This is a genomic window from Limosilactobacillus reuteri subsp. simiae (genome assembly GCF_020784875.1).
In the GTDB taxonomy this organism is placed as follows: Bacteria; Bacillota; Bacilli; order Lactobacillales; family Lactobacillaceae; genus Limosilactobacillus; species Limosilactobacillus reuteri_H.
In genome coordinates this window covers 18,443-43,320 of sequence record NZ_JAJGUI010000094.1, presented here as the reverse complement: position 1 = coordinate 43,320, position 24,878 = coordinate 18,443, and the positions used below count along the sequence as shown (strand labels likewise).

Sequence of the window (24,878 nt, the reverse complement as noted above, 5' to 3'; positions counted from 1 at the left end):
AATTTGTTGTCATAATAGTTATGATTATTGTCGAACTTTAAAGGAGTATAAAAATGACCCAGATAAAAAATGCCGATAATGTGCGTTTATTTTCACTAAATTCAAATCCAAAACTAGCTGAACAAATTGCTCAACGCGTGGGGATTCCGTTGAGTAAAGCTTCCATTAGTCATTTTGCTGATGGGGAAATTAAAATTACAATTGACGAAAGTATTCGTGGCTGTGAGGTCTACGTCATCCAGTCAGTTTCTGATCCAGTTAACACTAACTTAATGGAACTATTAATTATGGTTGATGCTCTACGGCGGGCAAGTGCGGCCAAGATTAACGTAGTAATGCCATACTATGGCTATGCACGTCAAGATCGAAAAGCACGAAGCCGTGAACCAATTACAGCTAAATTGATCGCGAACCTTCTTGAAATGGATCAAATTAGTCGACTAGTAACGATTGACCTTCATGCTCCTCAAGTTCAAGGTTTCTTTGATATTCCTGTTGATCATCTTCAAGCAACTAGTCTTTTTACTAAATATATTGAGGAACAAAACTTGGGTGATGATATTGTAGTAGTTGCCCCTGATCATGCTGGCGTTAATTTAGCGCGGAAATATGCTGAACGAATTAAAGCTTCCATTGCGATTATTGATAACCGTAACGATGAAGTTCGGGAACGGACTGAACAAGAAGTACCGGAATATGTAATCGGGGATGTAAAAGGTAAGACTGCGATTATTGTTGATGATATTGTAGATACAGGAGTACGGATGAACTTATCTGCACAAGCATTAAAGAACTTTGGTGCCGCTAAAGTTTACGGAATTGCTACGCATGCAGTATTATCAGCTGATGCGGTAAATACGTTACAAAATTCTCCTCTTGAAAAAATGATTGTAACAGATACAATCCAACTACCAAAAGAGAAAGAATTCCCTAAGTTGGTTCAATTATCAGTGGACGATTTATTAAAAGAAGCAATTGTTCGTATCCACAATAACCAATCAATTGATACATTGTTTAATCGTAAATAAATTAATTTGTTTGAAAGGTTCTCATCTAATGAGACCTTTTTTTATATGTTTTTTATTAAAAAAATTGTATAACCGTTTTAATTGATGATGAATATTATTTTATTTATAATAGGCGGTGGATAAGTTTGATTGACAGACAAGTCCTATTTGTAGAAACAGTTAATGATTACTGATAATGAAAGGTTAGTTTAGTAGTCAAAAGGAGGATTTTGATGTTATCGAAAAATAATAATCGTGAGCTTCAACGAAAGATAGATGATAGGCAAGAGCGTTTTACATTACGTAAACTTTCAATCGGGGTTGCCTCTGTCTTACTTGGTTCTTTTATTATGGGAACCCAGTTGTCGCAAACGGCTTATGCTTCTAATGACAATAGCACAGCAATTACTGAAACAACGCCCCAGGCAAGTTTACCAGGGAGCAATGATGCGTCAAATCAATCTAGTGCGGCTGAAAGTGCTAGTGCCCCAGTAAGCGCAAGTTCTAATCAAAATAATCAGGTGCGTACAGCAAGTGAGGAAGTTACAGCTACTTCTAATAATTCTAGCTCAACAAATTCCTCATCAGCAGCTAAAATAGCAACTGCTAGCAGTCAATCATCTCAAACGAGTGCTGGATTAACTAATAATAACCCAAGTTCGACGCCCGTGATGGCTGCAAGTGGATCTAGTGACTCTATTCAAACTTTAACCAGTAATTCCCAAGCGTCATTAAATACTCAACAAGCAAGTATTACAGATGGGCCAGATTACCCTAATACCAATGGAATAATACCCCAAAATCAATATATTTTTGATCAATTCCATTTAACTAATGGTCAATTAACTGATAATGCGTATACGCCTTTAAATATGGTAATTACTTTAGCTACTAATCGGAATGAGCCAGGAGGAATCTTAAATTACTATATTACGAACGACCAATACACGCAGCAGTATAGTAATGGGACAATAAATGTTGGGGAAATGCAAACCTATGAGGGACCATATCAAGGTTCTAAAATTAATATTTACAATTTTGGGGAGAATGGAATAAGTGTTAATGAACTTAATAATAATTATGGCTTAGCTTTTACATTTGGTTATGGAAAGTATCAGGCTCTTATTAAAGAAAACCCTAATCCTTATGCAGCAGATAGTGTATCTAATGCGTGGGGAGATGCAATGCCAGAAAAAGTAACTCAAACTATTAAATATGTAAATGAAAAAACAGGAGAAGAGATATCAGGAATACAACCTTACACACAAACGGGACTCACAGGACAGGTATATTCGGTTGGAAAAAACGATCAAATAGTTATTAAAGGTTACTATTTGGTTAATAGTAGTCGTGCTAATGGAATTATTTCACAATTTCATAATGGAGGAACTTACACAAATGAATGGGTAAGCGCAAGCGGACAATTAATAAAAGAGGTATGGCACCAAATTTCACAAAATGGGTTGATGCAATGTGATATTTATATTAATGGTCAGCAGCAATATGATCCTAATAATTCAAAAGGAATTGTTTATCCTTCAAGCCAAAGCTCACTTGGCCCAACATCTTTGAGTATTCAAAATGGTAATTATGTCTTTCCAAATCCTTATGTAGAGCAGACACAAAACATTGAATTAAAATATTTGCCATTAGGGAAAATTATTCCAGTTTTACCGAATGGAGAAGTAATACCAAACGCACCGCAACCGCAATATCAGAATAATCCGAATGATCCAACTGAGGTTAAACCGGATGAGCCAGTTCCTGTTATTCCTGGTTATACTCCACAAGAACAAACGGTTACGCCAGAAGATCCTGGAAAAGATACACAGGTTATTTATACGCCAATTCAGCAGGGTTCAATCACTGTGACCGTTCATGATGTAACAGATAATGTTAACTTGCCGCAATACGGTAAGAGCAGTGGTGAACAAGATGTGGGGATTGGATTTACCTATGATAAGAATACTGTAATTACAGACCTTGAAAACAAGGGTTATAAGGTCCTTAATCCAGACGTTGCAATTCCAACGACCATTAGTAAAGGTGCGCAAAATATTGTGATTAATGTTGAACACCAGCTTGTTCCTGTAACACCAGAGAATCCAGGAATTCCTGGTCAACCTATTAATCCTAACGATCCAGAGAGTCCAAAGTGGCCAGACGGGACTGCTAAGAACGATTTGGAAGTAACTGGTACTCAGACCATTCATTATGAAGGCGCGGGCGATAAGACGCCAGCTGATAATACTCAACACTTTACCTTCACGAAGAGTGCTACTGTTGATAAAGTAACTGGTAAGATTGCCAGTGAAACTGGCTGGAACGTCGCTAGTCATACCTTTGGCAATGTTGATACGCCAGTAGTAGCGGGCTATCACGCAGATAAGGCGGTTGCAGGTGGGGCAACAATCACTCCTGATGACTTGGATAAGACGATTGTGGTAACCTATGCACCAAATGGTCATGTAATTCCTGTCGGTCCAGACGGTACACCAATTCCAGGTGCCGATCAACCACAATTCCCAACGAATCCTGATAATCCAACAGGAACAACGCCGAGTGAAGTTCCAGTAGTACCAGGTTATCATCCAGAAACTGGTAAGCCAGGTGATCCGGTCGATCCAGTGCCAGGCCAACCAGGCAATAATGTACCAGTGAAGTATGTGCCAGATACCCCAACACCAGAAACTTATACTGGTTCGCAAACGATTAAGTTCGTTGACGGGAATGGAACGGAACTCCACGTACCAGATATTCAAATAGCTGGGGACTTAACTGGTGACCACACCTTTGGTAAGATTAACACGCCAGTAATTAAGGGTTACACTACTACCCAAACTACTGCAGGTGGTGCAATAGTTACCAAGACTGACCCGAATACCACAATTACAGTAACGTACACGCCGAATGGTCACATTATTCCTGTTGGTCCAAATGGTACACCAATTCCAGGAGCTGACCAACCACAATTCCCAACCAACCCGGACAATCCAAGTGAAACGACACCGGGCCAAGTACCAGATGTGCCAGGTTATCACCCAGAAACTGGTAAGCCAGGTGATCCGGTCGATCCAGTGCCAGGTCAACCAGGCAATAATGTACCAGTGAAGTATGTGCCAGATACACCAGTTGAACAAGGCTCAATTACCGTGACCGTTCATGATGTAACGGATAATGTCAACTTGCCGCAATATGGTAAGACTAGTGGTGAAGAAAATGTCGGGACGACCTTCACTTACGATAAGAATACGGTAATCCAAGAACTAGAAAACAAGGGTTACAAGATCCTTAATCCAGACGTTGTAATTCCAACGACAATTAGTAAAGGTGCCCAAAACATTGTGATTAATGTTGAACACGAGCTTGTACCTGTAACGCCAGAAAATCCAGGAACACCAGGTCAGCCAATTAACCCGAACGACCCAGACGGTCCAAAGTGGCCAGATGGGACCGCTAAGGATGACTTGGAAGCAACTGGAACCCAGACTATTCATTATGAAGGTGCTGGCGATAAGACGCCATCTGATAACACTCAGCACTTCACTTTCACGAAGAGCGCAACGGTTGATAAAGTAACTGGTAAGATTGTCAGTGAAACGGGTTGGAACGTTGCTAGTCATACCTTTGGCAATGTTGACACACCGGTAGTAGCAGGCTATCACGCAGACAAGGCCGTTGCTGGTGGGGCAACCATTACCCCTAATGACTTGAATAAGACGATTGTGGTAACCTATGCACCAAACGGTCACATTATCCCAGTCGGCCCAGACGGCAATCCAATTCCAGGTGCCGATCAACCGCAATTCCCAACCAACCCGGACAACCCAAGTGAAACGACACCAGGCCAAGTACCGGATGTACCAGGCTATCACCCAGAAACTGGTAAGCCAGGCGACCCAGTCGATCCAGTACCAGGCCAACCAGGTGAGAACGTACCAGTTAAATACGTTCCTGACACTCCAACACCAGAAACTTACACTGGTTCGCAAACAATTAAGTTCGTTGATGGAACTACGGGCAAGGAGATTGAAACGCCAAATGTACAAACGGCTCCAGATCTAACTGGTGACCATACCTTTGGCAAGATCAATACTCCAGTGATCAAGGGTTACACTACTACTCAAACTACTGCTGGTGGTGCAACGGTAACTAAGAACAATCCTAATGCCACGATTACGGTGACGTACACACCAAACGGTCATATTATTCCAGTCGGCCCAGACGGCAATCCAATTCCAGGTGCCGACCAACCACAGTTCCCAACCAATCCGGACAACCCAAGTGAAACGACACCAGGTCAAGTTCCAGATGTACCAGGTTATCACCCAGAAACTGGTAAGCCAGGTGAACCGGTCAATCCAGTGCCAGGCAAACCGGGTGAAGATGTACCAGTGAAGTATGTGCCAGATACGCCAGTTGAACAAGGGTCAATCACTGTTACTGTGCGTGATACTACCGATAATGTTGACTTGCCGCAATACGGTAAGAGCAGTGGTGAAGAAAATGTTGGGACGACCTTTACTTACGATAAGAACACGGTAATCCAAGAACTAGAAAATAAGGGTTACAAGGTCCTTAATCCTAATGTCGTCATCCCAACAACGATCAGTAAGGGTGCGCAAAACATTGTAATTAATGTTGAACACGAGCTTGTGCCTGTAACGCCAGAAAATCCAGGACAACCAGGTCAGCCAATCAATCCGAACGATCCAAATGGTCCAAAGTGGCCAGATGGGACCGCTAAGAATGACTTGGAGGCAACTGGAACTCAGACCATTCGCTACGTTGGGGCTGGTGACCAGACGCCGGCTAACAATGTTCAGCACTTTACCTTTACTAAGAGTGCCGTGGTTGATAAGGTAACTGGTAAGATTGTTAGTGAAACTGGGTGGAACGTCGCTAGTCACACCTTTGGCAATGTCGATACGCCAGTTGTTCCTGGCTATCACGCAGATAAGGCAGTTGCCGGTGGGACTACCATTACCCCTGATGACTTAAATAAGACGGTTACGGTAACGTACACGCCAAATGGTCATATTATTCCAGTAGGTCCGGATGGGAAGCCGTTGCCAAATGTTCCACAACCGCAATACCCAACGAACCCGAATAATCCAACTGAAGTAACGCCGAATGAACCAGTACCGGAAATTCCAGGATATACACCAAATATTTCAACGGTAACTCCTGAGAATCCGGGTGAAAATACTCCAGTAGTTTACAAGCCAAACGAAAAACCAGTTGAGCCAACCACCCCTAGTGAAAATGGCACTCCAAATGGTAATGCTGGCAATCCAACTACACCACAGCCAGAGACACCAGCAAAACCATCGACGCCAACTACAACACCAGCTGGAAATGGTAATATTCCTACTAATGGACAAACTACTTCTTCAGCAGGCAGTTTAGTTACCACAAGCAATGTAAACAACGCTAATGCCACCACACCAGTAGCACAAAAACAAGCTGCTCAATTACCGCAAACTGGCAATGAACAATTAAAGCACGAAGGAATCTTAGGCTTACTTGCCTTAGGAGTTGCAGGCTTATTAGCATTTGGTAAAAAGCGTCGTAAAGAATAGTTAACTTATTGTTTGTCACATCGAATAATTATAAAAAAGCCGAGGTTAAGAAATTTCTTAGCCTCGGCTTTTTGGGATTAAATTAAAATGATAATGAGTCAATAAATGTTCGGTAAGCTTGATTTTCATTGCTTTCGACAACGTTTTTACGAAGGTTAGCTAGATCGACTGCGTGTAAAGATGATTCATCTACAGTAATAGTATGAGTAAACGTAGCATTACCGATTAATTCGATCCAGTAGTTGTAGTCATCACGGTGAAGAATTGTCTTGACCATGCCACCAGGATTATAAACGCTAATTGGTTCATTAAATGATGCTGCGTCTGGATGAGTGAGGGCTAAAGCGAGACTAGTGGCAGACATACCTGTCCCACAAGCATTTGTAAAGCCGACTCCTCGTTCAAACGTTTTTACAAAGAGTTTGTTATGACCGAGAATATGGCCAAAATTAACATTTACCCCGTCACTGAAGTAAGGATTATCACTATTTAACCGTGTACCTAATTCTTCAAGTGCTGGGCCATTTAGTTCTTCCATACTAACAAAACTAATTAAGTGGGGATTAGGAACAGCAAGGACTGAAAAACGAAGACTAGGATATAATTCAGGGACAAGGGTGTCTAACAGGCGCTCATGGCCAAGATTATCAAATGGCAAAGCAGTGTGGTCAAACTTTACTGGTGAAATTTCAACGGCAAAAGCAGGAACTCCGGGTGCAAGGTTTTCGTGCTGACGAACACGAAGACTAGCATTCATTGTATCGACTTTAAAATCGGTTAAATTATCACGTTCTGCTACATAACGAGCAACCGTTCTTAAACCATTCCCGCACATTGAGGCCTCACTGCCATCTGCGTTAATTACCCGCATTTGTGCTGCTGATTCTGGTCTAGTTGGATGGTTAACAACTAACACACCGTCAGCACCACCGAGAACGCCATTTTGTGCATCAGTTATTTGCTGAGTAAATGAAACTAATTCTTCATCAGTAAGGGGATTGGTCAGTTGTGTTTGGTCAAGAATAAAAAAGGAATTTTGTGATCCGTGTACTTTTAATAATTGCACCATAAATATTTCCTCCTAATTTGCGAAAAAGCGATGGTAAATAGCTCGAACGGCATCATCCGCGTCTTCGTTGTATGTCCCGATCATGATTGCAATTCGTGAAGCTCCTTGATTAATCATGGGAACCGCAATGTGTTTTTCGGCTAGAGGCATTAATATATCATCAATTACCCCCGTGCGATTACGCATACCTTCACCAACAACCATGGTAATTGCATAATTGTCAATCCATTCTAAACGGTCAGGATTAATCTCTTCTTGAATTTCATTGCAGATGGTATCGATTAATTGGTCATTAATTGCATTTCGATCAAGGATAATTGTTATATCATCAATTCCTGAAGGCATATGTTCGTACGAGACGTTATGCTTTGCGAGAATTTCAAGAATCCGAAGAGTAAAACCTGCTTGCTTGTTAAGGAGATATTTGTGAAGGTAGAGGGCTGCAAAGTGTTTTCCACTCACGACCCCCGTTACAATGTCGCTTGGTTGAAAATCTTTATCAGGGACAATCATTGTTCCCGGCTTTTCAGGATCATTAGTATTACGAACATTAATTGGGATATTTCCTTGAATGGCAGGAATCAATGCTTCATCGTGAAAGACGGAAAAACCAGCATAAGATAGTTCTCGCATTTCCCGGTAAGTCATGGTAGTAATTGGCTGCGGATGATCGACAATTTGTGGATTGGCTGAGTAAATAGCATCGACATCGGTGAAATTTTCATAAGTAGAAGCGTGAAGACCGCGCGCAAGAATCGCACCGGTGATATCAGAACCACCACGAGAAAAAGTAGCAATGTGGCCGGCAAGAGTTAGGCCATAGAAACCAGGGAATACTAATAATTCGTTCTCGTTAAACGTAAAATGACTCAGGTTTGCATATGTTTCTGGGATAACATTAGCATTATTGGGTGTTCCAGTAACGATAATACCAGCTTCACTTGGTGTCACAAAACGTGCTTCATAACCTAAATGCTGCAAAAGGATTGCCATTAGTTGGGCATTTAAGCGTTCACCATGAGCTTTGAAAGCGGCCAAAAGATAGTTATCATTTGGATACGTATGGTTAGGAAGGCCTTCTAGTCGTTCAACTAGCGGAATTAATTTATCTGCTGGTAAGCCAAAATAAGCAGCAATTTCTTGATATCGATTTAAAATTTGCTCAATGATTTCTTGGGGATTTTGGCCTGCAATTACTGCTTGGGCATATTTAATCAGTAAGTCAGTAACTTTAATATCATCGGCAAAACGTTTACCCGGCGCAGAAGTGACAATTACCCGGCGTTGGGGGTCAGAGGTAATAATATTAATTGCATTTTGAAAGGCTTCTCCATTAGCCAGAGAACTTCCACCAAACTTTACAACTTTCATACTTAAATACTCCTTTGAGAAAATTAGGGTTGCTAATTTATCTCTAAAATAATTTAATCGAATTCTAACACATTAAGGGAGACATGCAAGCCTTTAAGTTGTATAAGGTAAGTAAAATAAACTTTCTTACATCTAATGGATTAAAAAAACTTTTTTAAATTTAATTATTTGTATTGACATTCTCATAAAAGACTTATAAGCTATGTATAAATCGAAGAGGCGCAACCGACACTAGTAAACTAATTTAGTCCGCCAAGACATTGAGGTTAGTTGAACAGGGAAGTTGCCGAAGCGCTTAGTTTGGCACATTAAGTAGCTGGGTCGTAGTTGAATAAGCTACGGACTGTCGCAGGACAATAAGAGCCTGCGTTGCGCTATCGACAAATCAGAATGGATAAGTGAATTCCACTGTTTGTTTGCGCAGACAGTGGATTTTTTTATAGCCTCTTTACTACAAATCTCATGGAGGAATTACAAATGAACGAACAGATTACTGATCAACAATTAAATGCCGCTGGTCATCTAACGATTGGGGGATGTGATGCGGTTGACTTAGCTCATCAGTTTGGTACCCCGTTAGTTGTTTATGATGTTCAACAGATTCGCCAACAGATTCGAGCATTTAAGCGGGTTTTTGAAGAAAATAATGTTGATTATGCGGTTAGCTATGCTAGTAAAGCTTTTTCAGCAATCGCAATGTATCAAGTAGTTGCTGCAGAAGGTGCGCATGTTGATGTTGTTTCTGGTGGTGAATTATATACTGCCATCAAAGCCGGCTTTCCAATGGCTAATGTTAGTTTTCACGGAAACAATAAATCACGGGAAGAATTGGAAATGGCAATTGACCATCACGTGGGAACAATCATGATTGATAACTTCCATGAGATTGAATTGTTAGCAGACATTTTGGAGGAACTTGATGCACATGTTGATGTAATGTTGCGAATTACTCCTGGAATTTCTGCTCATACAAATAAGTACATTCAAACTGGTCAAGTTGACAGTAAATTTGGATTTGACCTTCAATCAGGACAGGCAGATGAGGCGTTAGCAAAAGTTCTTGAAAATCCCCGGATGCAAATGAAAGGATTGCATGCCCATATTGGTTCACAGATTTTTGAACTTGCGGGATTTGAAGGAGTAGCTAAGAAGTTAGTTGAAGTTGCCGCCCACTGGCAAGAAAAATTCAACTATCAAGCTGCTGTGATCAACGTTGGAGGTGGCTTTGGAATTCGTTATGTAAAAGATGATACACCACTTGCTCCAGAAGAATTTGTGGCAGCAATTATTAAGGCAATTAAAGCGGAAATTAAAGAAACAAATCTTGCTATGCCAGCGATCTGGATAGAACCCGGACGTTCAATCGCGGGACCTGCTGGCTATAATCTTTATACTGTTGGATCCCGTAAAGATGTACCAGGGTTGAAGCCATATGTAACAGTTGATGGCGGGATGGGCGATAACATTCGTCCAGCACTTTATGAAGCACAATATGAAACGGTCTTAGCAAATAATCCTCGGGCGGAATTGGTTGAACATGTTCGGGTAGCAGGAAAGTATTGCGAGTCTGGTGATATCCTCAGTCAGAATCAGGCATTACCGGCTACGAAACCAGGAGATGTCTTAGCGATGCTTGATACTGGTGCTTATGGCTATTCAATGGCTTCAAATTATAATCGGAATCCTCGTCCAGCAGTTGTCTTTGCAGAAAAAGGCACAGCCCAGGTTGTGATTAAACGAGAAACTTACGATGATTTAATTCATTTGGATGAACCATACCAACAATAATTTGACATATATAAAGGAAGAAAGAGGTAAATAATTATGGCTGAATTAGATGCACAAACAATCATTAACTACATTAGTAACGCACTCAAGAAGACACCGGTAAAGGTCTACCTTAAAGGAAATTTGGGTGATTTAGAATTTCCCGCAGAAGTAGAAACATTTCTTGAACAGCATACGGGAGTTATTTTCGGTGATTGGACAGTTATCGAACCGTTATTAAAGAAATACAGTTCAGCAATTGAATCTTACCATGTGGAAAACGATGCGCGTAATTCAGCAGTTCCTTTGCTTGATTTGAAGAATATTAATGCCCGCATTGAGCCAGGCGCAATTATTCGCGATAAAGTTCTTATTGGTGACAATGCTGTCATTATGATGGGCGCAACAATTAATATTGGTGCTGAAATTGGTGCTGATTCGATGATTGATATGGGGGCAGTTCTTGGTGGCCGTGCAATTGTTGGTCGCCACTGTCATATTGGTGCTGGTACTGTACTAGCTGGAGTTGTTGAACCGGCTTCAGCTGAACCAGTCCGGATCGATGATAATGTAATGATTGGCGCCAATGCGGTGGTAATTGAGGGAGTACACGTTGGGGAAGGTGCTGTAATTGCTGCTGGCGCCGTGGTTACCCATGATGTGGCTCCCCATACGATGGTTGCAGGAGTTCCTGCTAAGTTTATTAAGAATGTTGATGACCAAACCGCTGGCAAGACTGAATTAGAGGATGATTTACGGAAGCTCTAGGAGGAGGTCAAGATGTTAACAGAAGAAGAATTAATTCAAATTCGTCGTCATCTCCATCAAATTCCAGAGCTGGCTCTTCAAGAATTTGACACCCACCAATACTTAGTGAAGACGATTGCCGGTTTTAACCAAGCCTTTTTAGAAGTTCGTACCTTTAAGGAATTACCAACTGCTCTCATGGTGTTAGTTCATGGGCAGAATCCACAACGAACAATTGGGTACCGAACAGACATTGATGCTTTACCAGTTGAGGAACAAACAGGCTTGCCATACTCATCAACTCATCCGGGAATAATGCACGCCTGTGGTCATGACATTCATATGACGGTTGCATTAGGCGTATTGAGTTATTTTAGTGAACACCAGCCGCAAGATAATATCCTGTTTTTCTTCCAACCGGCCGAAGAAAGCGAAAATGGTGGAAAGCGGGCATATGAACTGGGCTTGTTTAGTGGAAAGTGGAAACCAGATGAGTTTTACGGGTTGCATGATAATCCTGATTTGCCAGCAGGCGCAATTGGTTGTCGGATGGGGACCTTGTTTGCGGGAACCACGGAAGTTAATATTGATCTCAATGGTAAGGGCGGTCACGCGGCGTATCCTCAAAATGCTAATGATACGGTCGTTGCGGCAGCATCATTGATTCTTCAAGTGCAGACTGTGATTTCGCGGAGTATCGATCCTATTCAAAGTGGTGTAATTACCTTAGGAAAGATTGACGGCGGGACGATTCGAAATGTTATTGCTGGACATACGCGGATTGAAGGAACGATTCGGGGACTAACACAAACGATGATTGAAACTATTGATGACCGCTTGAAGGACGTATGTGAAGGAATCGGACGCAGTTTTAACATGGATGTTTCCCTTGAATTAAATCAGGGTGGCTATTGGCCAGTAGAGAATAATCCAGAATTAACAAAACGGTTTATCCATTATATGGAAGAAACACCAACTGTAAACTTTATCGAAACAGAACCAGCAATGACTGGGGAAGACTTTGGCTACTTACTGGCTAAATTTCCGGGAACCATGTTTTGGCTTGGGGTTGAAGATGATTCACAATTACATTCGGCCACCCTTACCCCTAATGAAAAAGCAATTATACGTGGAGTAGATGCGATTACTGGTTTTCTTGAATATCGAATGCAAAATTAGTAGGGAATAAATAATGGAGGAAAGAATATGACATTATTACAAAATGCAGACTTAATGACGGCAATTGTAACCCCCTTTGATGACGAGGGAAATATTGATTATGGTCGTTTAGAATATTTGACAAATTACTTAATTGAACATGGGAGCAACGGTTTTGTTATCGGGGGGACTACTGGGGAAACTCCAGAACTCACTCATGATGAAAAAATTGAGCTATACCAACATTTCGGTGAAATTGTAAACGGACGGGTTCCGGTTATTGCTGGAACTGGAAGCAATAATACTAAGGAAACGATTACCTTTACTAATGAGGTTGCGCAAATTAACGGTATCGATTATGCTCTTGTTGTTGTTCCTCCTTATAACAAACCTAACCAACGGGGAATGGTTGCTCATTTCACAGCAGTTGCGGATAATGTTGACCTCCCAATCATCATTTACAACATTCCTGGTCGTACAGGGGTAAAGATGGCTCAGGAAACCGTAGTAGAATTGTCTCACCATCAAAATATCGCCGCTGTAAAACAATGTACATCTTTGGAAGAACTTGAATACATTGTTGAACACCGCGACCCTGATTTTGCAGTTTTCACGGGTGAGGATGCACAAGCTCTAACTGCCCGGGTTTTAGGAGCAAATGGGGTTATCTCGGTTGCTTCCCATACTTATGTCGATCAAATGCGTCAAATGTATGACTCACTATACCGGGGTGATTATCAAACTGCTGGTAAGCTACAACGGTGGTTAACTCCCCGGATGGCTGCTTTGTTTATGTTCCCATCACCATCACCAGTTAAAGCCGTTTTGAATGCGCAAGGTTTTAACGTTGGCAGTTGTCGCTTACCAATTCTTCCATTAAATGAAGAAGAAAAACGCGAATTAGAGACTGCTTTATCATTACCTACTAATTCGTTGACTGCCAAGAACTTACCATTAAATTTGGGGGAATAGAGCATGAAAAAAGTTTTAATTGCCGGTGCGACTGGAGCAATGGGACAAAAGGCAGTTGATCTAGTGAACTCACTCGCTGGCTTTGAAATTACCGCTGCGCTTGCACCAACCTTAACAAAAGAGAATATGACTGATTTTCACCTTGCATCATCTGTTCATCCTTATCAAACTTTGGATGAAATTGAAGATGGAGTTGCTGATATTTGGATTGATTTTACCTTGCCAAGTGCTGTTTATCAGAATGTTAAGTTTGCACTTGAACATGGAATGAGGCCGATTGTTGGAACGACTGGCTTAACCGATGAACAACAAACAGACCTGGTGCGCCTCAGTGAAGAAAAACATGTGGGCGGATTGATCGCTGCTAATTTTGGGATGTCAGCAGTTCTTCTTATGAAATTTGCTCAGGAAGCGGCTAAATATTTCCCTGACGTTGAAATTATTGAAATGCATCATGGTGATAAAAAAGATGCCCCATCGGGAACGGCTTTGAGTACCGCAAAGTTGATTGACCAAGTTCGTCCTGCACATGAGACGAATCCTGATGAAACAGAGAGCTTAACTGGTGCGCGGGGTGGCGACTACCATGGAATTAAGATTCATGCTGTTCGGCTTCCGGGGTACATTGCTCACGAACAAGTTCTCTTTGGTGGGGATGGGGAGGCCCTAACCATCCGCCAAGATTCATTTGACCGTCAATCCTTCATGAATGGGGTTAAAGTTGCTCTGGAAAAAGTTGACGGATTGTCAAAATTAGTAATTGGCTTAGAAAATATTTTATAAGAGGGTGAAAAAATGCCAAGACTCCATGCTGAATTAGCAACAACCGTAAATAGTCATCTGGCAGCTGTTCCGCCAGCACAGATTCGCGCATTTGATGAAGAAATTTCTGCCGTTCCTGGACTAGTAAAATTAACGCTTGGGGAACCGGACTTTGCTGTGCCAGATCACGTTAAAAAGGCAGCGATTGAAAGTATTCAAAATGATGATTCTCACTATTCGCCGAGTAAGGGTAAAATCGAATTACGCAAAGCGATTAGTAAATATCTTGAACGGAGTCGCCATGTTTACTATGACCCTGAAACCGAAATTGTAGTCACGATTGGAGCAACAGAAGCGGTAACCGCGACAACATTTGCGATGCTAAATCCAGGAGATAAAGTAATTATTCCCACTCCAGCATTTTCGCTATATTTCCCGAGTGTTTCCCTAACTGGGGCTGAACCGATTAAAGTTAACACTGCTGAAGATGGCTTTTTGCTATCTGCTGAAAGACTAGAAGAGGTATTAGCAAAAGAGGGTCCGGCAGTAAAAGCTGTTCTCTTAAATTATCCTAATAATCCAACTGGCCGTTCGTACACTGAAGAAGAGTTAAAAGCATTAGCTAAAGTAATTGAAGATCATCACATCTATGCGATTGTTGATGAGATTTATAGTTCATTGATGTACGATCAACCCTTCCATTCACTTGCGACACTTTTGCCCGAGCAGACAATTCTGATTAGTGGTTTATCAAAATCACATGCAATGACAGGTTATCGTTTAGGATATGTGGCTGGCCCGGAAGAATTTATTTCAACGATGTCAAAGATGCATTCATTTATGGTAACGTGCCCAAATGATACTGCGCAAGCCGCCGCGATTGAAGCATTAGAAAACGGGGCTGATGATCCACAAGAATTTAAGCAGGCCTATCGTCAACGGAGAGATAAACTTGCGAGTGCAATGCGAAAGATGGGCTTTGAAATTGCATTGCCAGATGGCGCATTTTATATTTTTGCTAAAATTCCTGCTCAATTTGGGAAGGATGATCTCGCTTTTGCTCGTAAATTAGCCCACGAAGCTAAAGTTGGCGTAATTCCCGGGAATGCATTTGGTCCTGGTGGAGAAGGATACATTCGTTTATCATATGCAGCGGCAGATTCTGTTATTGATACGGCGATTGAACGGTTACAAAATTTTATGAATAATTTAGGATAGGTTGAAAGAAGGAACTAAGATGAGTAAAGAATATAATGTCGCAATTTTAGGTGCTACTGGTGCAGTTGGTACACGGATGATTCAGCAATTGGAACAATCAACAATTCCAGTAAAGAGTGTAAAATTACTTGCATCTGCTAAGTCAGCTGGGAAGCAATTATCATTTAAGGGCCAACCGATTACTGTTGAAGAGACTACACCTGATTCTTTTGATGGGGTTGATATTGTGCTTTCATCTGCTGGTGGATCAGTATCAAAAAAGTTCCTTCCAGAAGCAGTAAAACGGGGAGCAGTTTGTGTTGATAATACGAGTGCTTTTCGGATGGAACCCGATGTACCACTAGTAGTTCCAGAAGTAAATGAAGAGGCGTTAAAAAATCATCACGGGATTATTGCTAATCCTAACTGTTCGACAATTCAAATGGTGGTAGCATTGGAACCAATCCGCCAAGCATTTGGATTAAATCAAATTATTGTTTCGACTTACCAGGCGGCTTCAGGAGCAGGTCAATCAGCCTTAAATGAATTACGACAAGAAACCCAAGACTACCTTGACGGTAAAGATATGCAAGCAGATGCCAAGATTTTACCAACAAAGGGTGACAAGAAGCATTATCCATTAGCCTTTAATTTATTACCCCAGATCGATGTCTTTGAAGAGGATGGTTATTCCCATGAAGAATGGAAGATGATCCACGAAACAAAGAAGATCATGTTAAACGACATGGACGCTAAGGATATTAAGGTTACTGCCACTTGTGTTCGTGTACCTGTCCCAATTGCTCATGGAGAATCGATTTACTTTACTGTTGATGATCCAACGGTAACTGTTGACCAATTGCGGGCAGTATTAAAGGACGCTCCCGGGGTAGTTCTGCAGGATGATCCTGCGCACCAGATTTATCCTCAACCAATTAATGCTGTTGGTAAGCGTGACACTTTTGTTGGTCGCCTCCGCGCAGATGAAGAAAATCCTGGTTCCTTTAATATGTGGGTTGTTGCTGATAATCTCCTTAAAGGGGCTGCCTGGAATACCGTTGAAAATGCAGAACGGTTAGTCGCAAATGGGTTAGTTTAAAATTTTATAATCATAAAAAATACTCTCTGGATATAGGGAGTATTTTTTGTATGGTTATAAAGTTTGTCGATAGTAAAAAGTAATGTAGCCAATAAAAAGTTGAAATAAGTCTTCAGTATTTTTAGGATCTAGTTCAAAAAGTTTTTTAATGCGAAGTAATCGATTATTGAGTGTATTACGGTGTACAAATAAATTATGTGCAGTTTGATTCACACTCATATTACACTTAATAAACTCACGGATTGTATCGATCAATTCTTTCCCATCTTTTCTTTTTAGCAAGGCTTCATATTGATCATTAACTGCTATTAAATTTAAATCACTATCTAATACCTGTTTAATAAAAGAGACTTGTGAGTAGTGCCTAAATGATGTCTTTCCAAAAATATTACTTAATCGCAGTGTTGCAACTGCTTGCTCCGCTAATCTACCAAGCAAATTACCCCAATTACTGATACCGTATTCAATTTCTTGATGTTCAAGTTTTTGTTGAATATATGTTTCTTGGTGCTTTGAACTGAGAATAATCAACTCAATGCGATTAGTGAGAGAAAAAATAATTATTTCCTGATCTAGTTTAAGGTTTTTAATTATTTGAGAACTCCCGGCAATTGCAATTACACATCGTTGTTTTCCTAAATTTATATTTAGACGATTTGCTTCCTCAACTAGTTCACTATCAAGTTGCGGATCTTGATACTTGCTGACATTAATCCACCTATAAATAAATCTTTGTTTAACTTTTTCAATTTCGTGCTCTTGTTCATTTTCTTGTTTTTGTTGTAGCAAGAGCTCGACTGCTGTTTTTAGCAATGATGCTAGGGGAGTAACTTTATTAGGGTCACCAGTAATTCCAACAACACCGATAATTTCATTTTTGAATTTTAAAGGCATATTAACGCCTGGTTGCCCATGATTTCCATATTGTTGATCCATTGGTAGTGTTTTTCGCTGTTTTATCGCATCGACAGCTCCAACATGTAAAGTATTTATCCTACTTTTGTTACCGCTTGCGATGATATAACCTTTCTTATTCATAATATTAATGTTATATGGTATTTGCGTCATCATATGATCGACAATTGATTGTGCAAGTTTTGGTTTGAGCTCCATCATTTTTCTCCTTTAATATTTTGATAATAGGAACTATGTACAAGATGCATAATAATTTTTGTGCAAAACGTAACTTGTTATAAGCTTATTTAAAGGTTAATGTAAACGGTGACAAAGGGATGTTTTTTCTTGTGATGTTTTATCTTATTTTAGTATTTCTTTACTAGTAATCAAAGAGGAGGCTTATAAAATGATTTCTTGGTGGGGAGCATTAATAGGATTAGCACTTGCGATTTTTTTGATTTTACGAAAACTAGATCCAGTATATTCGCTATTATTAGGAGCCATTGTCGGCGCCATTATTGGTGGAGCTGGTTTAGAAGGAACTATTAATATTTTGGTTAAAGGTGAGCAAAGTGTAATGGGAACGGTCCTTCGAGTATTAGCGGCAGGAATGTTAGCTGGCGTTATGATGGATTCTGGGGCTGCCGAAACCCTTGCACGGACGATCGTTAATAAATTTGGTGATCGATTAGCTATTTTTGCATTAGCTCTTGCAACGATGGTAATTACAGCTGTGGGGGTCTTTATCCCAGTTGCTGTTTTAATTGTTGCACCAATTGCCCTTGAAGTTGGTCGCAATATGCATATTTCAAAATTATCTTTATTGGTTGCCTTATCTGGTGGAGGCAAGGCAGGTAACATAATCTCACCAAATGCAAATACAATTGCAGCCGCAAAGGGATTTGGTCTTGAGCTGAGTCAAGTAATGATTGCTGATTTTATTCCTGCCGTAATTGCTTTAATAGTTACAGTTGTAGTTGCTAGAATGATCCGCAAAAAAGGTAGGGCAGTTTTAGAACAAGATCTTGAAGATAGTACAAAAACAATCAAGCAAAGTGATTTGCCGACGTTTAAACAAGCCATCGTTGCTCCTGTTATTGCAATAGTTTTACTTTTGTTAGGACCAATTGGAACTATTTGTCATTTACCATTATTAGCAAAGGTAAATTTAGATGCTACCTATGTTTTGCCATTTGCAGCAATAATAGGTGCTTTAGCAATGGGAAAAGGTGAGAAGATTAAAAGTTATGCTCAGACTGGTGTTAGTCGAATGACTGGTGTAGTAATGATTTTAATTGGTGCAGGTGCAATTGGTGCTACTATCACCGCGTCTACTTTCCCAGAGTTATTAATTGATCTTATTAAGGCAAGTCATGTGCCTGGTGTCTTATTAGCACCACTTTCTGGTATTCTCATGGCTGGAGCAACTGCTTCAACTTCTACGGGTGTTATTTTAGCTACTGGTTCTTTTGCCAAGTCTATTTTAGGATTTGGTGTTGCACCACTTGCAGCGGCTGCAATGGTTCATACTGGGGCGATTGTCATTGACCAATTACCTCAAGGAAACTATTTTCATGTTACAGCGAATGCAATGCATATGGATATTAAAGAACGATCGCAAGGCATTTTTTATGAATTCTTAGTTGGGGGTTCCGCAATGCTAACCGCAACTATCTTGTATGGCTTTTTGCATTTACTATAAATGAAATGAAAGGATGATCAGTGATGAAATTTGTAATTGCCCCAGATTCATTTAAAGGCGGATTAACAGCAAAAGAAGCAGCAAATGTGATGGCAGAAGGAATTAAAAGAGTGTTTCCGAATGCCGAGTATGTTTTAGTTCCAATGGCTGATGGGGGAGAGGGGACTGTTCAATCCTTAGTTGATGCGACTAATGGTCAAAAAATGATTGCTAAAGTCCACAACCCATTAAATAAATTAGTTAATGCTGAGTATGGGATATTAGGTGATGGGGAAACAGCAGTGATTGAGATGGCGGCAGCAAGTGGTCTTCAATTTGTTAATGAGGAGACTGCAAACCCGCTTATTACAACTACATATGGTACCGGCGAGTTAATTAAGGATGCTCTTGACCATAATATTAAAAAAATAATTATTGGAATTGGGGGAAGTGCAACCGTTGATGGTGGTGCAGGAATGGCCCAAGCACTTGGAGCAAGTTTATTGGATGTTGATAATCGTGAAATTGGTTTAGGCGGTGGTGCGTTAGCAAGTTTAAATCAAGTCGATTTTCGAGGTTTAGATCCCCGTTTAAAAAATGTAGATATTCAAATTGCATCAGACGTTACCAACCCATTAACAGGAAGAAATGGGGCAGCCCCAGTATTTGGTCCACAAAAGGGTGCTGACGAAGAAATGGTGAACATCTTGGACAAAAATCTTCATCATTATGCACGAAAAATAGTTGCAGCTGGTGGGCCAGACGTTGAACAAACGGCAGGTGCAGGGGCAGCCGGTGGCTTAGGAGCCGGATTAATAGCTTTTACCGGTGCAACAATGAAGCGAGGAGTAGAACTAGTAATTGAAGCAACTCAACTACGAAAAAAGGCAGTTGGCGCTGATTATGTTTTTACTGGTGAAGGAGGAATTGATTTCCAGACTAAATTTGGTAAAACGCCATATGGAGTCGCTAAGGCAACTAAAGAGGTGGCGCCAACTGCTCCGGTAATTGTGTTGGCTGGAAATATTGGTAAAGGTGTAAATGATCTATATTCATCCACTGCCATTGATGCAATTTTTGCAACTCCTGAGGGGGCTAAACCATTAAAAACAGCATTAGCAGATGCACCTATTGATATTGCACAAACAGCGGAAAACGTTGCGCGTTTAATTAAAGTAAGTCATGTTAATAATTAGGAATTAAAAGAGGGTGGAAAAAACTTTGCTTTTTTCTCACCCTCTGCTATTTTCACGAACAATTGCAAGATAACGTAGAACTAGCTTCGCGTCATCACAAGGCTCGCGTCCGAACAATAATCAGCCCGTGCCGTGTAAATCATCGTACTAGCTTAGCCAACCGCCTTGTTGAGAAGATTGTTTTCTACTCGCTTTTTATAGCAAATTACTGGCTTGGCTTAGTCTTATAAAGACCGTATAATGAATTGGAAGATAACCAAGGAGAATTTAAAAATGGAAGATAATAAGTATCAATATGATGAAAACGGTTTTCGTGAAGATTTAAAAGATGATCCAGATGTCCTTCACCAGCCAGATGCTGACCGTACACAGCGGGATCTAGTAACCCTAGACTATGATGAGACGATGGCATTTCTTAACGGTGAAAAGGAAGTTAAGACCGTTTATGACTTTTCGGATGATGTTCTGGAAAAGATAAAGGAAAACTATCCGACACTAAATGATACGCCGATCAATAAAGTAATCATGGAAAAATATCAGCAGATTTTATCCGCTCGATACAATGAATCACAAGCAAATAATAAGACGGTGCATGCCGATGATAGTGAGGATAATGATGAATAGTCTAATAACGTTTATTATTTCAATTGTCTTTTTAGGATTAGTGATTTGGGAAAATCGTTTGCATAGTCAACTTGGATTTTTAGCAAGTCAACGACCAGATAAAGTTACAAAGGATTTTATTCGGGTAGTTCGCCAAGAAAAACGGTTGAATTGGATCTTGTGTATACTAGCAATTATTGTTTTCATGACGACTAGTCGTTACTCAGTTCTATTAATGAGTATTATTACAATTATTGAATTGTTATTAGTAACTCGTATGGATCGTGTAAAAAATGAAATGATAGATTAAATATTATTATAATGATTAATCTTTTAAGAAAGAGTAACGTTTTTTAAGAACTATCTAATAATTGCTATACGCATTTAAAAATTAATGGTAAAGTTAGAATTGTGTATTTCACTAATTTATTATTGTTTGTTTAGTTTTTAGGAACTTATTGGGAGGGTGTTTTATTTATATGAGTAAAAAAAGAACACATCATTCAAATAACCATCGATCTCGTGGCGTTTTTGCAGGAGCAGTTAGTGCCTTAAGTTTATTAGCAGTAACAACACAAGCAGTTAATGCTGAACAGCTTACTGTTAAGTCTGGTGATACTATTTGGGGGCTTGCAAAACAACATGGACTTTCTATTAGTGCATTAGAACAAGCAAATCCTTCAGTTAAGAAGATAAGCAATAGCATCGACTTAATTACAGTTGGTCAACAATTAACGTTGCCTACTACTCAACATGATGCTAACGCGGATTTGAATGCTGATGGTAGTTATACTGTTAAACCTGGCGATACACTTAGTTCTATTGCTGATCGTTATAATGTAACTGTTAGTCAATTAATGGCATGGAACAACTTAAGCTCTAATGATTCATTATACATTGGACAACAACTCAGTGTAACAGGCCCTGCGATCTCAACTGCTGTAAACGCCCCTGTTGTAAGTACCCCTGTTTCTGATGCGAGTGTATCGTCTCAGCAACCGGCTGCTCAATCGACAGACACAACTTCATCGGTTCAAGTTCAAACTTCAGCAGTTACGTCTACTTCTGTGTCTCAACAAGATATGGCTAGTAGTCAACCAGCAGGGACTTCACAAGCAACTCCTGCTTTGAGTGCAACGCAACAAGTTTCAACTTCTTCAACAGTAGCTGCTCCTAACCAAAGTGCAGCCAATAATAGTAGTACCACTATTGCGAATAGTACAACTTCGACTTCTGCTGCTGTAACGTCCTCAGCAACTACTGATAGTCCAGCCACTACAACAGTTGCTGCTCAACCTGCTACAGCTAATAATGTTCAGGTTGCTTCTACCTCAGCTGAAAATAGTGTTGCACCGCAAACACAAAGTTTTGCTGTTAGTCAAGCTACTTCAACAGCTGTGAATACTGCTGCTTTATATGGACAATCATTTGTTCAAGCAGCACCAGTAGCAAGTCAAGCTTCACAATCACAGACTGCACCAGCATCACAAGCAACGGATAACGTTCAGAATAGTAATGCTGCTTCACAACAAACAACTGTTGTAGCGTCACAAGCTCAACCGCAACAATCACAAGCGGCTACTAGTCAACCTGCACAGCAAGCAGCAACTACTAATCAAGATTTACAACATGGTTCTGTAGTTAGTCTTGCCACTAAGATTGCTAACTCTAATAGTGTTCCATACGTATGGGGTGGTGAAAGTCTTAGTGGAATGGATTGTTCTGGATTAGTTAAATATGTTTATGCTAATGCGGAAGGTAAGCAATTACCACACTATACAGGAGCACTTGAAAACTGTGTGGACCAACATCCAGTTAGTGAAGCTAAGCCAGGCGATCTCTTATTCTGGGGTAACCATGGTTCAACTTACCATACAGCTATTTACACAGGAAATAATCAATATGTGGCCGCTGCTCACCCGGGGACTAATGTTTCGACTTACACAATCAGTCCATACTTTAATCCAAGTTTTGCCGGAACGGTTAAATAGTTCTGATAGATTATTAGAGCTTTTTCATTAGATAGTAACAAAGATGTAACCTAAAAAAGGTTAACATTCTTCTATGCTCGTGTTATCTTACTTATATTGCAATTCCAGTATTGCTCTAAAAATATTTCACATTTATTGGGGAGTGTTAAATATGAGTAACAAACATGAAATTGAAGAAGATTTATACCGTGCACAGTCCCGTTTGGATGATTTATGTAAACAAGAGGGACAGGAAAATACGGGCACTCAGACTGTTACTATTCAACCAAAATACGGTGAAGAGATGCAATCTTTACGGGAAGAATGCAGTCAGTTACGGATTATTTTAGAAGCGATGGAAGCTTCTGAAGATTAATAAAATAAAAAGATCAACAAAAAGCAGTAAGCGCTAGAAGAAAAAATTATCTTCTGGGCTTACTGCTTTTAACTTATTTTTCTGTTGTTTGCCAAATTGGATATTGACTAATGTCTAGGGTGAGGTCGATAAAACGATTACCTATTTCTTCTCCATCAGTTTGACTAAATTCTAGTGAAGTAGTTGTGATGTGGAGATTATCGCTTTGGAAGTGGTGGGCAAATTTTGATTGATCTAACTTACCCCGGGCTAACTGTAGCAATTGCCATGTTGTCATAGGCCATCCTTTCCGTTCAGCGACGACTAATTCCAATGATGGTTTCTTTAACGAAGCGCTTGGTGCAACTTTAAATCCACCACCGATAAATGGATGGTTGCTGGTAATTGCGATGTAAGCTTTAGGAAAAATAAAGCGTTCACGCCCAGATTGAATCATCAGGGTAAAAGGCTCTTGATCATAGATTACTCCAATTGCCTTTTGGAGGTAGGTGAAACGCCCAATATGATTTTTCTTGTGATGAGCCTTAAATGTATTAGCACGACTAACAATTGCCGCGTCAAAACCAATTCCTAAATTATTAAGAAAATAACCTTCTTCACCCCGAATCGCCTCATGATAATGACCAATGTTAATTTTTTGTGGTGCGTCTGCAGTTAAAATTTGATTTAATGCCCTTTGTGGATGCATAGAAATCCCGTAACCGCGGGCAAAATCATTTCCTGTCCCAGCAGGAATATATCCAACCGCAAGTGGTTTTTTATTCAATCGCTTGGCCGTCTTCATAAGTCCATTAACAACTTGATGTAGCGTACCATCACCACCAATCGCAATGACAATTGTTGATCCCGCATCATGAGATTGGGCGATTTGGCTGGCAAGGTATTCTCCATGATTAGGATACTTAGTTGTTTCCATGTGATAATCAATTTGTTGTTGATCTAAGACCGGTTTAATTGACGACCATGCCTTTTCTGCATTGCCATTACCAGCATGACGGTTGAGGATGATTGAATAATTCATCAATATTCCTCCTTTGAATGGTGCCAAAAAGCAAAATAATATTTATATTCGAATAATTAATTCAGTATTTTTCTAATGTTCATAAGAAAGTTGGAGGCTGAGAAAAACAAGCGTTTTTCTCAGCCTCTGTTAATGATTAAAAGCTTAGAACGTCGTCAACTTAAAGTTAGGGTTTTGCTTTTCGTAAGCAAGGGCCTTTTCATCAAGTTGTTCTACAAATTCAATATTGTAGTCAGTGTTGTGTTCAACCATTAAAAGTGCTTCAGCTTCTGAATCAGCTTCAATATACAATGATTGAGTGTTTTCACGAACTGGGCGTTTTGTCTTATCAGCTTGGTAGTATACTTTAAAAGTCATACTGTTAAAAACTCCTTAATTAAAGATATTATGCAGTAATTTACTT

20 protein-coding genes and 1 riboswitch are annotated in these 24,878 nt (G+C 40.2%); of the genes, 15 read left to right on the top strand and 5 right to left on the bottom strand.

Going from position 1 to position 24,878, the window contains the following annotated elements; translation table 11 throughout:
• The first annotated feature begins 53 nt into the window (after positions 1 to 53).
• Both LMC10_RS03275 and LMC10_RS03270 read left to right on the top strand, forming a co-directional pair.
• A complete protein-coding gene (locus tag LMC10_RS03275; RefSeq protein ID WP_019254307.1) occupies positions 54 to 1,028 on the top strand; it encodes a ribose-phosphate diphosphokinase in 975 nt (324 codons plus the stop codon).
• A 212-nt stretch (positions 1,029 to 1,240) separates the two neighbouring features.
• Positions 1,241 to 6,589 (top strand): mucin-binding protein, encoded by a 5,349-nt coding sequence (locus tag LMC10_RS03270; protein ID WP_229268915.1) that lies wholly within the window; start codon positions 1,241 to 1,243, stop codon positions 6,587 to 6,589.
• A gap of 82 nt (positions 6,590 to 6,671) precedes the next feature.
• Here LMC10_RS03270 and dapF read toward each other — a convergent pair whose 3' ends face one another.
• Both dapF and LMC10_RS03260 read right to left on the bottom strand, forming a co-directional pair.
• Positions 6,672 to 7,658 carry a diaminopimelate epimerase gene (gene dapF / locus LMC10_RS03265; RefSeq protein ID WP_229268914.1) on the bottom strand — a complete coding sequence of 329 codons (987 nt, stop codon included), beginning with the start codon at positions 7,656 to 7,658 and terminating at the stop codon, positions 6,672 to 6,674.
• 12 nt (positions 7,659 to 7,670) lie between these two features.
• Entirely contained in the window at positions 7,671 to 9,029 is a 1,359-nt protein-coding gene (locus tag LMC10_RS03260; protein WP_229268913.1) for an aspartate kinase, read from the bottom strand.
• A gap of 206 nt (positions 9,030 to 9,235) precedes the next feature.
• Positions 9,236 to 9,415: riboswitch (Lysine riboswitch) on the top strand.
• 91 nt (positions 9,416 to 9,506) lie between these two features.
• Between LMC10_RS03260 and lysA the strand changes: the two genes are divergently transcribed.
• Genes lysA through LMC10_RS03225 form a run of 7 tightly spaced genes read left to right on the top strand, consistent with a single transcriptional unit; the run spans position 9,507 to position 16,731 of the window.
• On the top strand, positions 9,507 to 10,817 hold the full coding sequence (gene lysA / locus LMC10_RS03255; protein ID WP_229268912.1) for a diaminopimelate decarboxylase: 1,311 nt from the start codon (positions 9,507 to 9,509) through the stop codon (positions 10,815 to 10,817).
• A gap of 36 nt (positions 10,818 to 10,853) precedes the next feature.
• Positions 10,854 to 11,564, top strand: coding sequence for a 2,3,4,5-tetrahydropyridine-2,6-dicarboxylate N-acetyltransferase (dapD, locus tag LMC10_RS03250; protein ID WP_229268911.1), 711 nt, complete (start codon positions 10,854 to 10,856; stop codon positions 11,562 to 11,564).
• Between the two features lie 12 nt (positions 11,565 to 11,576).
• Positions 11,577 to 12,722, top strand: coding sequence for an N-acetyldiaminopimelate deacetylase (locus LMC10_RS03245; RefSeq protein ID WP_229268910.1), 1,146 nt, complete (start codon positions 11,577 to 11,579; stop codon positions 12,720 to 12,722).
• Positions 12,723 to 12,749: 27 nt separating this feature from the next.
• The gene (gene dapA, locus LMC10_RS03240; protein WP_229268909.1) at positions 12,750 to 13,673 is read left to right on the top strand and encodes a 4-hydroxy-tetrahydrodipicolinate synthase; all 924 of its coding nucleotides are present in this window, start codon (positions 12,750 to 12,752) and stop codon (positions 13,671 to 13,673) included.
• A 3-nt stretch (positions 13,674 to 13,676) separates the two neighbouring features.
• Positions 13,677 to 14,456, top strand: a complete 780-nt coding sequence (gene dapB, locus LMC10_RS03235) for a 4-hydroxy-tetrahydrodipicolinate reductase (RefSeq protein ID WP_229268908.1) — start codon at positions 13,677 to 13,679, stop codon at positions 14,454 to 14,456.
• Between the two features lie 12 nt (positions 14,457 to 14,468).
• Positions 14,469 to 15,653, top strand: coding sequence for an aminotransferase class I/II-fold pyridoxal phosphate-dependent enzyme (locus LMC10_RS03230; RefSeq protein ID WP_229268907.1), 1,185 nt, complete (start codon positions 14,469 to 14,471; stop codon positions 15,651 to 15,653).
• A gap of 19 nt (positions 15,654 to 15,672) precedes the next feature.
• A complete protein-coding gene (locus LMC10_RS03225; protein WP_229268906.1) occupies positions 15,673 to 16,731 on the top strand; it encodes an aspartate-semialdehyde dehydrogenase in 1,059 nt (352 codons plus the stop codon).
• Positions 16,732 to 16,785: 54 nt separating this feature from the next.
• Here LMC10_RS03225 and LMC10_RS03220 read toward each other — a convergent pair whose 3' ends face one another.
• Positions 16,786 to 17,847 carry a CdaR family transcriptional regulator gene (locus tag LMC10_RS03220; RefSeq protein ID WP_229268905.1) on the bottom strand — a complete coding sequence of 354 codons (1,062 nt, stop codon included), beginning with the start codon at positions 17,845 to 17,847 and terminating at the stop codon, positions 16,786 to 16,788.
• Positions 17,848 to 18,034: 187 nt separating this feature from the next.
• On the opposite strand from LMC10_RS03220, the gene LMC10_RS03215 reads away from it, so the two are divergent.
• From LMC10_RS03215 to LMC10_RS03190, 6 genes are all read left to right on the top strand, one after another.
• On the top strand, positions 18,035 to 19,330 hold the full coding sequence (locus tag LMC10_RS03215; protein WP_003668281.1) for a GntP family permease: 1,296 nt from the start codon (positions 18,035 to 18,037) through the stop codon (positions 19,328 to 19,330).
• A gap of 23 nt (positions 19,331 to 19,353) precedes the next feature.
• Complete coding sequence (locus LMC10_RS03210) at positions 19,354 to 20,505, top strand: glycerate kinase family protein (RefSeq protein WP_229268904.1); 1,152 nt, start codon at positions 19,354 to 19,356, stop codon at positions 20,503 to 20,505.
• A gap of 240 nt (positions 20,506 to 20,745) precedes the next feature.
• A complete protein-coding gene (locus tag LMC10_RS03205) occupies positions 20,746 to 21,129 on the top strand; it encodes a hypothetical protein (protein WP_229268903.1) in 384 nt (127 codons plus the stop codon).
• Entirely contained in the window at positions 21,122 to 21,418 is a 297-nt protein-coding gene (locus tag LMC10_RS03200; RefSeq protein ID WP_229268902.1) for a hypothetical protein, read from the top strand. The genes LMC10_RS03205 and LMC10_RS03200 overlap by 8 nt, the downstream gene beginning before the upstream one ends.
• A 169-nt stretch (positions 21,419 to 21,587) precedes the next feature.
• A complete protein-coding gene (locus tag LMC10_RS03195) occupies positions 21,588 to 23,099 on the top strand; it encodes a LysM peptidoglycan-binding domain-containing protein (RefSeq protein ID WP_229268901.1) in 1,512 nt (503 codons plus the stop codon).
• Positions 23,100 to 23,250: 151 nt separating this feature from the next.
• Positions 23,251 to 23,454: a hypothetical protein gene (locus LMC10_RS03190; protein ID WP_003668273.1), complete on the top strand. Its 204-nt coding sequence runs from the start codon at positions 23,251 to 23,253 to the stop codon at positions 23,452 to 23,454.
• A gap of 73 nt (positions 23,455 to 23,527) precedes the next feature.
• On the opposite strand, the gene LMC10_RS03185 is transcribed toward LMC10_RS03190, so the two are convergent.
• Both LMC10_RS03185 and LMC10_RS03180 read right to left on the bottom strand, forming a co-directional pair.
• Entirely contained in the window at positions 23,528 to 24,475 is a 948-nt protein-coding gene (locus LMC10_RS03185) for a diacylglycerol/lipid kinase family protein (protein WP_229268900.1), read from the bottom strand.
• Between the two features lie 144 nt (positions 24,476 to 24,619).
• On the bottom strand, positions 24,620 to 24,832 hold the full coding sequence (locus LMC10_RS03180; protein WP_003666803.1) for a DNA-directed RNA polymerase subunit epsilon: 213 nt from the start codon (positions 24,830 to 24,832) through the stop codon (positions 24,620 to 24,622).
• Positions 24,833 to 24,878: the final 46 nt, after the last annotated feature.